This window comes from Synergistota bacterium, assembly GCA_021159885.1.
Taxonomy (GTDB): domain Bacteria; phylum Synergistota; class GBS-1; order GBS-1; family GBS-1; genus AUK310.
The window spans coordinates 1-10177 of sequence record JAGHDO010000014.1; the positions used below are offsets into that span (position 1 = coordinate 1).

The window sequence follows — 10177 nt, forward strand, 5'->3', positions numbered from 1 at the left end:
ATCTTACTGAGATAAAAAAAAGACATGCAGCTGAGCTTCGGACTCGCCAGGAGGTCCAGATTTTAATAGCCTTTGTTAGAGGACAGCATCCCGCGTTTTTTGAGGAGCTTAACAGAGCTTTGAGTCTTGGCGAGATCCAGAAAGTTTTACAGGGACTGCTTAAGGAAGGGGTTCCTATAAGGGATCTCGTTACTATATTTGAAACTCTTGCTGATTATGGTAGAATGACCAAGGATATAGATCTCTTGATAGAGTATGTAAGGCAAGCGCTTGCAAGACAGATATCTAAGATCTATCAAACCGCGGAAGGATTTATCCCCGTTATAACCTTAAGCCCTGATCTTGAGGAGCTTATAAGAAACTCAGTTCAACGTACGGAAACCGGCGTTACCATATCCATAGACCCGCAGAAAATGAGGGCTATAATAGAAGGAATAGCTAAAGAGGTTGAGAAAGTCGCCTCATTGGGATATCAACCGGTGGTATTGTGTCATCCCGCCGTTAGACCCTATCTAAGGAAGGTTATAGAAGGGGTGTTGCCACAGGTTGCAGTTCTCTCTTATAATGAGATTGCTTCCGGTGTGGAAGTAAAATCGATGGGGATGGTGAGTATCTAATTGAAAATAGTTAAGAGGAGGACTTTCGTTGCCCCGACGGAAGCCGAAGCTATAAAAAAGGCCAAGGATGAACTGGGTAGCGATGTTGTGATCCTTGGCACAAGGCACTTTAAGAAGGGTGGCTTTCTTGGCCTTTTTGCTAAGAGATATGTGGAGGTTGTGGTCGGAATACCGGAGAAGAAAAGAGAGACCGATTCTCGCCTTGAGCTTATAACGAGGCTTCTATCTGAAAGAAGGGCTTTATCCGCTTCTCAGACCATTGAAGAGCGTAAAAAGGAACCGATTTCAAATGATGATAGGATTGAAGCGCTCGAAAGGGATATAAAGGAGGTTAAGGAACTAATAGGGACATTTCTCGGAAAATTGAGCGAAATGGAGTTGGCAGAAAAGGCTTCCGTTGGAAGAGGGGGAGAGGAAAAAGGTAAGCTTTATGACTTTCTTTTGGAACAGGAGATAAAGGAAAGATATGTGGAGGACATATTGAGGGTGTTTATGGATAAAGAGGCTTATGCTAAAGGGCTTCCGTGGAAGGAGCTCCGAAAGGAAGTTGCAAAAGTAATATCGGAGTTTATAAAGGTCTCTCCTATAAGCCTAAAAGATACAGGAACACAGGTTGTGGTCTTTATAGGTCCCACTGGTGTGGGAAAGACAACTACTATAGCCAAGCTTGCTGCAATATTTGCCCTCTTTGAGGAAAAAAAGGTTGCTCTTGTTACAGCTGATACATATAGGATAGCGGCCGTTGAACAGCTTAAGACCTATGCCAAGATAATAGGAATCCCCATTGAGGTTGTTTTTACCCCTCAGGAAATGAGAAGAGCTATAGAAAGACATCTTGACGCTGAAATTATACTTATAGACACGGCAGGCAGGAGTCATTACGATAGTATGAGGATGTCTGAGCTGAAATCCTATGTGGAAGCAAGCTTTCCGGACGAGGTTCACTTGGTTTTAAGTCTTAACACAAAATACAGAGATCTTGAAGAAATAGTAAGAAGGTTTAGCTGTGTCCCTTTAAGTAAGATGGTTTTAACCAAGCTTGATGAGACCTCTACCTTTGGCAATATATTTAATCTCGTAAGAGATTTTTCCTTGCCTATATCGTATATAACGAACGGGCAGGATGTTCCCAAAGATATAGAAGTCGCGGATAGCCTTAAACTTGCAGAGGTAATAATGAAATTAAGGGGGCCTAAAGGGGAGGTAATGGAGGATTGATAAGGGATCAGGCTGAGAGCTTGAGGGAACTCGTTAAAAGGAGCAGGGATTTCGAGGGCAGGGTTCATCCCTCAAGGCTTGCGAGAATAATATCCGTTGCGAGTGGCAAGGGAGGAGTGGGTAAAACAAATGTTGTCGTCAATCTTGGCATAGGACTCGTTAAAAAGGGGAACAGGGTGCTTATAATAGATGCAGATCTTGGCCTGGCTAATATAGACATAATACTCGGTTTGACATCTCGTTATAATCTCTATCATGTGATAAAGGGGGAGAGAAAGATACAGGAGGTCATAGTTGATGGACCGGAAGGGATAAAAGTTATAGCTGGTGGGGCGGGGATTCAGGAGCTCGCTAATCTCTCCAGTTCGCAAAGGGTTCAGTTTATAGCGAGCTTGAGTGAGCTCGATAACTATGCGGATATAATTCTTATCGATACGAGTGCTGGTATATCTCAAAACGTTCTTGGCTTTATTTTAGCTTCGGATGAGACTATCGTTGTGACGACTCCGGAACCAACTGCCATTAGGGACGCTTACGGTATAATAAAGACCATAGCTCTTGAAAACAGGGATGCGAGGATAAGACTCCTCGTTAACATGGCGTCTTCTCCTGAAGAGGCGGAGGAAGTTGCCAGCAGAATGGAAATGGTAGCGAGGCAGTTTCTTGATATTAGTCTGGATAAACTTGGCTATATCTTGAAAGATCCTGCGGTTTCAGATGCGGTTATAAGGCAAAAGCCATTTATAATGGCTTATCCGCATTCTAAGGCAAGTCGCTGTATAGAGGCGGTTGCTGACAAAATTCTCGGTTATGAGGGTGATGCATATGGACCAAGGGGGATAAAGGGTTTTCTCTTTAGATTTATAGGATTCTTCAAAAGGAGGTAATTCCGATATTTCCACCGTCTTTGAAAGTTAAGTTAGGATCACGAGTGTTTTTTGAGATAGAAGGGGGTACATTTAAGGGAACGTTTCCCACAAGGATTGAAGACATGAATAGAGAAAGGGGACTGATAGCTATAGCTCATCCTTTATATAAGGGAGTTTTAATACCGTTAAGAGGTGAGAGGTATTATATATGGCTGGCCACCCCCCGGGGTATTTACCGCTATCCCGTTAGTATCGTTGGGGCTGAGGAGGACAGGGTTCCTCTAATATTGCTTAAGGTTATCGGGCAAGGAGAGCATCTTCAGCGGAGAAGATTTGTTCGAGTTGAGACGAACCTTCCGCTTAGCTATAGGCTTAAGGGAAGGTTAATTTCTCCCAAAAAAGGCAGGGTTAAGGATATAAGCGCTGGTGGAATTAAGGGTGTGTTTGAGGAACCGCTCGTACCAGGGCAGAGAATTCTCATAAGGATAGATCTTGGTGATGGGCTTGGTCCGATGATTCTCGAGGGAAGAGTGGTGAGGGTTGAGGTACGGGAGGGAGAGATAGAGCACGGTGTTGAGTTTATCAGCATGAGCGATAAGGCAGTTAGAAGGATAATGAGGTATGTTTTTAAGATTGAGAGAGACTTAAGACAAAAAGGCTTGCTATGATTAGTCAATGGTATGAAGGGATGCCCCTTGAAATTGAAATCGAGGAAGGAAAATGGCGGAGAGGGAAGGTTTTAAGAGGTGCACCGGATGGAGGAGTGATTCTTATCTTCGACAGAAAGGAAGGACCGATACCTTATATACCTCCAGGGAGCGAACTTAAGGTTCTCTGGCATGACAAAGGAAAGCTATACGAGGGCGTAGTAAAGGTAAAGGGTGGAGGAGGAAGATTTATTCCCTTCCTTGAAGTCGCTCCTCCAGAAGGAATCAATCCAATAGAGAGGCGTAGGTATAGAAGGGTCAAGGCTCTTCTCCCCGTGGAGTATAGGAAGGTAGGGGAGGGTGCCTTTAAGGTTTCCAATACGATAGACATAAGTGGTTGTGGTGTGAAAATGCCTGTGGATGAGGAGATAGACGTTGGAGATGAACTTGAAGTACTGATATATCTCCCGGAAAGCGATGTAGTTTCCTCACTTGGAAGAGTGGTAAGAATTGAGGATGAGGGAGGTGGTAGAACTGCTGGAATAGATCTCGTTGTTATGGATGAGCGTTCCAGGAAAAACATCGTTAACTTTGTCTTCAAAAGGGAAAGGGAGGAGAAACAGAAAATAGGATGAGGAAAATAAGAGTGCTGGTTGTGGATGATTCTGCTCTGATGAGAAGGGTTATATCAGATATGCTTAATGAGAATCCAGAGATAGAGGTGATAGGAACGGCAAGGGATGGGTATGATGCTATAAGGAAGATCATGGAGCTTAAACCTGATGTGGTTACCTTGGATCTCGAGATGCCCCGCTTGGATGGTCTTAATACTCTCGGATATATAATGAGCGAAACCCCTCTTCCTGTAATAATGCTTAGCAGTTATACGCGAGAAGGAGCAGAGGCAACGCTTAAAGCCCTTGATTATGGTGCGTTTGATTTCGTTCCTAAGCCATCCGGGCCCATATCTCTTGATATAAGAAAGATCAAGGAAGAGCTTATAAAGAAGATAAAGGCAGCTTACAGAGCCGATTTAAGCAGGCTTAAGTTTCTTCTACCTCGCAAAGAGAAGAAGGTTAAGAGGGTTGAGAAACCTGCTCCTACTGAGGTTGGAGTTGTGGTTGCTATAGGCTCATCAACGGGAGGACCAAGGGCGCTTCAAGAGGTCATACCAAAACTACCCTCGGATATAAGAGCGAGTATTCTCGTTGTTCAACATATGCCACCTGGCTTTACGAAGTCTTTGGCAGAGAGGCTTGAGTCGCTTTCTTCTATAAGTGTGAAAGAAGCAGTAGAAGGTGATTTATTGAGAGAGGGGCTTGCTTTAATAGCGCCGGGAGATTATCATATGATTGTAAGTAGAAGTAGGTACGAGGTCAAGATAAGGCTTAATCAGGATCCCCCGGTATGGGGGGTACGTCCTTCTGTCGATGTTATGATGTTATCGGTAGCAGAGATATTCAGAGGCAAGACCGTGGGCGTTATCCTGACTGGTATGGGTAGGGACGGAGCTCGCGGCATGAAAAAGATAAAGGAGTATGGAGGTATCACTATAGCTGAGGATAAGTCAACATGTGTTGTTTTTGGAATGCCGAAGGTTGCCATAGATGAGGGTGCAGCCGATATAGTCGTTCCAGTTGATAGGATCGCAGAGGAGATCGTTAAAGCGGTTAGGAAATTGGGGTAAGACGGGAAAGGGGGAGGTAGGTAAGTATGGGAATGTCTCAATATTTACAGGTCTTTCTCGATGAGTCGGGAGAGCATCTTCAGAGGTTAAATGAGCTCCTATTGGAGCTCGAAAAGGAACCGGGAAATAAAGATCTCTTAAATGAGATTTTTAGAATAGCTCATACTTTAAAGGGAATGTCAGCAACCATGGGATTTGACTCTATGGCGGAGCTTACTCATCAAATGGAAGATGTCTTAGATAAGCTACGTAATGATAAGCTTGAACCCTCTCCAGATATAGTGGATATCCTCTTTGAGTGCCTTGATACCCTTGAAGCTATGGTAGATGAGATAGGAGATACGGGTAAATGCTCTGTTGATGCTTTATCTATAATAGATAGGCTGAGGAGATTTGCCGGTGCCGAGGAAGTTCCAACAACGGCACCTTCGCCTCCACCTCCAGCAGAAGCTCCATCTGCTCTACCTGAGAGAGAGGAAAAACCCGCTGAGGCAGAAGCACCTGCTGAGGAGATTGCAGTTAGCTTTAACGAATACGACAAGGAAGTAATGAAAGAAGCGTATCATAAGGGATTTAAGGCATATAAGATAAAGGTAATTTTGGATGAGGGATGCTTGCTTAAAGCTGCTCGTGCTTATATAGTGTTTCACGAACTGGGAGAAATGGGAGAAATAATAAAGTCTATACCTCCCTCTGAGGATATAGAAGAAGAAAAATTCGAAAATGAGTTCATTGTCGTGTTTATTAGTAAGGAGGAAGCAGATAAGATTAAGACGAGGATAGAGGGTGTTTCCGAAATAAAGGAAGTTATAGTTTCACTGGTTAAGCTTGAGGAACTTGGGCTCGAAGAGGCTAAAGAGGCTCCTTCACGGGAAGCTAAGGAGGAGGCACCCGCGGTGTCTGCTCCTGCAAGACCGGTTTCTCCAACTGCTCCTTCTGCGCCTGCTGTATCAGCTGCTCCAGCTGTTGACAAGGAAAAGCTCCTTAAGCACAGAATAAAGGGAATGAGAACCATAAGGGTAGATATAGATAGGCTTGATGATCTTATGAACCTCGTTGGCGAACTTGTTATCAATAAAACGCGCCTCGTTCAAATAGGATCCGTTTATAAGCTTACCGAGCTTGATGAAACTTTAGCGCAAATTGGGAGGATAACGACTGAGCTTCAGGCAGTAGTTATGAAGCTCAGGATGGTTCCTGTTGAGCATGTTTTTAACAGATTTCCGAGAATGGTGAGGGATCTTGCAAGGGAAGAAGGCAAAGAAGTTGAGTTCATTATAGAAGGTAAGGAGACAGAGCTCGATAGAACTGTTATAGACGAGATAGGCGAGCCGCTGGTCCATCTATTAAGAAATGCGATAGATCATGGCATAGAACCGCCTGATGAGAGAGAAAGGCTTGGGAAGCCTCGTAAGGGATTACTCAAGCTTTCAGCGCATCATGAAGGTAACTATGTGGTAATAGAGGTTCGGGATGATGGAAAGGGAATAGATATAGAAAAGGTTAAGCAAAGGGCGGTAGAGAGGGGTATAGTTAGCCCTGAAGAAGTGGAGAGGATGACGGAAAATGAAATTCTAATGCTGATAACGCTGCCGGGGTTCAGCACCTCTGATAAGGTCACGGAGGTTTCGGGTAGAGGAGTAGGCATGGATGTCGTTAAATCTAAGGTTGAAGCCTTGAATGGGATTTTGGAAATAGAAACTGAGAAGGGTAAAGGAACGAAGGTAATTATAAAGCTACCGCTTACCTTGGCTATAATTCAGGCGCTTCTGACCAAGGTAGGAGAGGAAATATATGCCATTCCTCTTGCTAACATAGATGAAACATTGAGTATCACTCCGCAGGATGTGAAGCTTGTTAGAAATCAGGAGGTCATTCTCCTAAGGGGAAGCGTGCTTCCCTTGGTAAAGCTCCATGATGTGCTCGATGTTCCTCCGGCTCCGAGTAAGAACGGAGATGAGGAGGAGTATGCTGTTGTCGTGGCTCGCGTTGGTGAAAAGAGAGCGGGATTAGTAGTCGATACCCTTATAGGTCAGCAGGAGATAGTTATAAAGTCCTTGGGGAAGCTCTTACGCGGAATAAAGGGCATTAGCGGAGCTACCATTCTTGGAGATGGAAAGGTAGCTCTGATCTTAGATGTTGTGCCTTTGGTAAGCTAAATAGATACTGACTTCTTAAGGAGGAATGGTTATGGCTGAGGAGATCATCAAAAGCCTGACGGATGCTCAGCTTGACGCGTTGAAAGAAGTTGGAAACGTGGGAGCGGGCAACGCGGCGACCGCCCTCTATCAAATGATAGGCAAAAAGGTAAATATGACCGTTCCCAGGGCTGCGGTTATTCCCCTGCATGAGGTTCCCGAGGTCTTGGGCGGTCCCGAGGTTCTTGTGGCGGGTGTTTTCTTGAGGGTGCTTGGAGATGCGCCAGGAAGCATTCTATTCGTTATGCCAAAGGATAGCGCTCTATCTCTGGTAGATATGCTCATGGGCAGACCTGAAAGTAGCACTCAGGTATTAAGCGAGATGGACAAATCGGCTTTAAAGGAAATAGGTAATATTCTTGCAAGCTCTTATCTTAATGCTTTATCTTCTTTTACTAACCTTACGTTTATGCCCACGGTTCCCGCTTTAGCTTTCGATATGGCTGGCGCTATACTAGATATAATTCTTGCGGAGCTGGGACAAATGGGGGATTATGCTCTTCTTATAGAGACACGCTTTCAAGCTGAAGCAGGGCATGTTGAGGGACACTTCTTTCTTATTCCCGATCCTGGCTCTTTAATCGTTATACTTAAGGCACTTGGAGTTGGTAGTAATGGCACAGGTAATTAGAGTTGGAATAGCGGATCTCAATGTTGGAAAAAGCCCAGATATTCTGGTTACGCTGGGCTTAGGATCCTGTGTTGGTATAGCTCTTTATGATAAGGTAACTAAAATAGGCGGTCTCGCTCATATAATGCTTCCTGATAGCAAGCAGGCGAGAGCTGGACAGAATCCAGCAAAGTTTGCAGATACAGCTATTCCCATGCTTATAGAAAAGATGGAAAGAGCTGGAGCGTCAAGAAGCCGAATAGTAGCCAAGATAGCTGGAGGGGCACAGATGTTTTCATTTTCCGATAAGAATCTTCAGCTCAGTATAGGTAGGAGGAATGTGGAGACGGTCAAGAAGGTTCTTGCTTCTGAGAAAATTCCATTAGTCGCTGAGGATACAGGGGGGAATCACGGGAGATCGGTTGAGCTTCACACGGATACGGGAAAGCTTATAGTTAAGACCGTGGGGCATGGAATTAAGGAGCTTTGACGTTAGAAAATTACCTCTCCCTCCATGGTTAACTTTTTCTCTTATTGTAGGGCTGGGAGCGGGAAGTTTTGTTTTCTTGGTAAGCCTCGCTTCACCGGCTTCTTTCTTCTATTCTCTCTCACGGGGATTAATAGCATTCTTGATCTTCTTTGGAGAGAGTGTTTTTCTTATATACCTGTTCTCCAAATATGATGTTGATTCCTTGCTATTTGGGAGAAAAATAAAAGTAGACCTTAGGTCTTTGGCAAGTTTGAAGGATTTCGCTTGGGTGTATCGCTTAAAAAAGGAGGACAAGCTCGAAGGAGAGGAACCTTCGGGAGAGGAGGAGCCCCCACTTGAGAAGCTTTTATCCAAGCCCTCGGAGTTTGAGGAAAAGGTTGAGGAATTAACCGAGGTGGTGAGGAAAAAGCCGGAGTCTGCTGCTAAGGTTATAAGATTAATGATGGAGGAAGACTAATATGCGGGAAAATGAGACGAAGCTTTGGAGAGCTTATATTGAGACGAAGGATCCGAAGCTTAAGGAGGAGCTAATACGTAAATATTCCCCAATGGTGAAATATATAGTTTCAAGGTTAAAAGGTGCCTTGCCATCTGGTGTTGATGAGGAAGATCTTCTGAGTTTTGGCATAATGGGGCTTCTCGAGGCTATAGATAGGTTTAATCCGAATAGAAATGTTAAGTTTGAGACCTTTGCTTCCCTTAGGATAAAAGGAGCGATAATAGATGAGCTTAGAAGGCTTGGATGGATTCCACGAAGCGTTCAGGAGAAGATGAGAAGGCTGGAGGAGGCGAGGTTGACCCTCTTTAGCAAGCTTGGCAGGGATCCAACCGATGAGGAGGTCAGAAAGTTCCTGAATCTGTCTGAAAAGGAGTATGAAAAACTGCTTAATGATGTTAGAATTCTTACGCTTTTCCCGCTTGATTATCTGGTTGAGCTCGAGGATGAGGAAGTTCCCATTCAGGAGGTTATTAGCGATCCTACGCAGGTTCCTTTTGATCATGTGCTTGAGGAGGAAGAGCTCATTGAGGAGCTTGCTGAGGCTATAGCTCAGCTTCCAGAAAGGGAGAGACTCGTTATAACGCTTTATTATTATGAGGGCTTAACCTTAAGGGAAATAGGAGAGATAATAGGCTTCTCAGAAGCAAGGGCATGTCAGATTCACTCTTCGGCTATCTTGAAGCTTCGAACTCGCCTGAGAAAGCTAATGGAAGGCGGGGTTTCCGCCGAGAAAATAAGTGGGAGGTGAATTTATGAGCCCGGCTAAAATGGAGGTGAGGATTAGCGAGAACGAAATGGAAGCTTATCTCAAGATCAATTCCCCGGGTCCGAATGAGAGATTGCCTACCCTTGATGAAGTTCTCTCCTTTCTGGCAGAGGAGGGAGTTGTATTTGGTATACTTGAGGATTCGATAAAAAAGGCTCTCGAGACAGGAAGAATAGGGGAGTTTTTTCTCGTGGCGCGGGGGATTGATCCTGAGGATGGTGTAGATGGGTATATAGACTACAAGTTTAACAAGGATAGGGAGCTCAAGCCTGTTGTGCTTGAGGATGGAAGGGTTGATTATAGAAACTTAGAAAGCGTGGAAAACGTAGTTAAGGGACAGCTTCTTGCGGTTAAAGTGCCCTGCAAGCCAGGAAGGGATGGCAAAACAGTAACGGGAAAAGTAGTCAAGGCTTACAGGCCAAAGGATCCTAAGATGCCAGCGGGTAAAAATACCTGCGTTTCTGAGGATGGGCTGAAACTCTTCGCTAACTGCGACGGACATGTGACTTTTGAGGGCGGCAAAGTAATCGTTCATCCAGTATTCGTGAAACAGGGTGATGTAGACTATTCTATAGG

12 protein-coding genes are annotated in these 10177 nt (G+C 44.6%); all 12 read left to right on the top strand.

The window, feature by feature from the left end; all coding sequences use genetic code 11:
• Window positions 1-617: FHIPEP family type III secretion protein (locus J7M13_01190; GenBank protein MCD6362608.1), on the top strand; the 617-nt coding region annotated here is incomplete at its 5' end.
• On the top strand, window positions 618-1835 hold the full coding sequence (gene flhF / locus J7M13_01195) for a flagellar biosynthesis protein FlhF (protein MCD6362609.1): 1218 nt from the start codon (window positions 618-620) through the stop codon (window positions 1833-1835).
• On the top strand, window positions 1832-2722 hold the full coding sequence (locus J7M13_01200; protein MCD6362610.1) for a MinD/ParA family protein: 891 nt from the start codon (window positions 1832-1834) through the stop codon (window positions 2720-2722). The genes flhF and J7M13_01200 overlap by 4 nt, the downstream gene beginning before the upstream one ends.
• Window positions 2723-2742: 20 nt before the next feature.
• A complete protein-coding gene (locus tag J7M13_01205) occupies window positions 2743-3372 on the top strand; it encodes a PilZ domain-containing protein (GenBank protein MCD6362611.1) in 630 nt (209 codons plus the stop codon).
• Window positions 3373-3392: 20 nt separating this feature from the next.
• On the top strand, window positions 3393-3986 hold the full coding sequence (locus J7M13_01210) for a PilZ domain-containing protein (protein MCD6362612.1): 594 nt from the start codon (window positions 3393-3395) through the stop codon (window positions 3984-3986).
• On the top strand, window positions 3983-5038 hold the full coding sequence (locus J7M13_01215; GenBank protein MCD6362613.1) for a chemotaxis response regulator protein-glutamate methylesterase: 1056 nt from the start codon (window positions 3983-3985) through the stop codon (window positions 5036-5038). Before J7M13_01210 ends, J7M13_01215 begins: the two co-directional genes overlap by 4 nt.
• A 26-nt stretch (window positions 5039-5064) precedes the next feature.
• Window positions 5065-7197 (top strand): chemotaxis protein CheA, encoded by a 2133-nt coding sequence (locus tag J7M13_01220; GenBank protein MCD6362614.1) that lies wholly within the window; start codon window positions 5065-5067, stop codon window positions 7195-7197.
• A 31-nt stretch (window positions 7198-7228) separates the two neighbouring features.
• The gene (locus J7M13_01225; protein ID MCD6362615.1) at window positions 7229-7867 is read left to right on the top strand and encodes a chemotaxis protein CheC; all 639 of its coding nucleotides are present in this window, start codon (window positions 7229-7231) and stop codon (window positions 7865-7867) included.
• Window positions 7851-8336, top strand: coding sequence for a chemotaxis protein CheD (locus J7M13_01230; GenBank protein MCD6362616.1), 486 nt, complete (start codon window positions 7851-7853; stop codon window positions 8334-8336). Before J7M13_01225 ends, J7M13_01230 begins: the two co-directional genes overlap by 17 nt.
• Before the next feature lie 76 nt (window positions 8337-8412).
• Complete coding sequence (locus tag J7M13_01235) at window positions 8413-8793, top strand: hypothetical protein (protein MCD6362617.1); 381 nt, start codon at window positions 8413-8415, stop codon at window positions 8791-8793.
• 1 nt (window position 8794) lies between these two features.
• Window positions 8795-9583 carry a FliA/WhiG family RNA polymerase sigma factor gene (locus J7M13_01240; GenBank protein MCD6362618.1) on the top strand — a complete coding sequence of 263 codons (789 nt, stop codon included), beginning with the start codon at window positions 8795-8797 and terminating at the stop codon, window positions 9581-9583.
• 4 nt (window positions 9584-9587) lie between these two features.
• The coding region (locus J7M13_01245) for a DUF342 domain-containing protein (protein ID MCD6362619.1) at window positions 9588-10177 on the top strand (590 nt) is incomplete at its 3' end.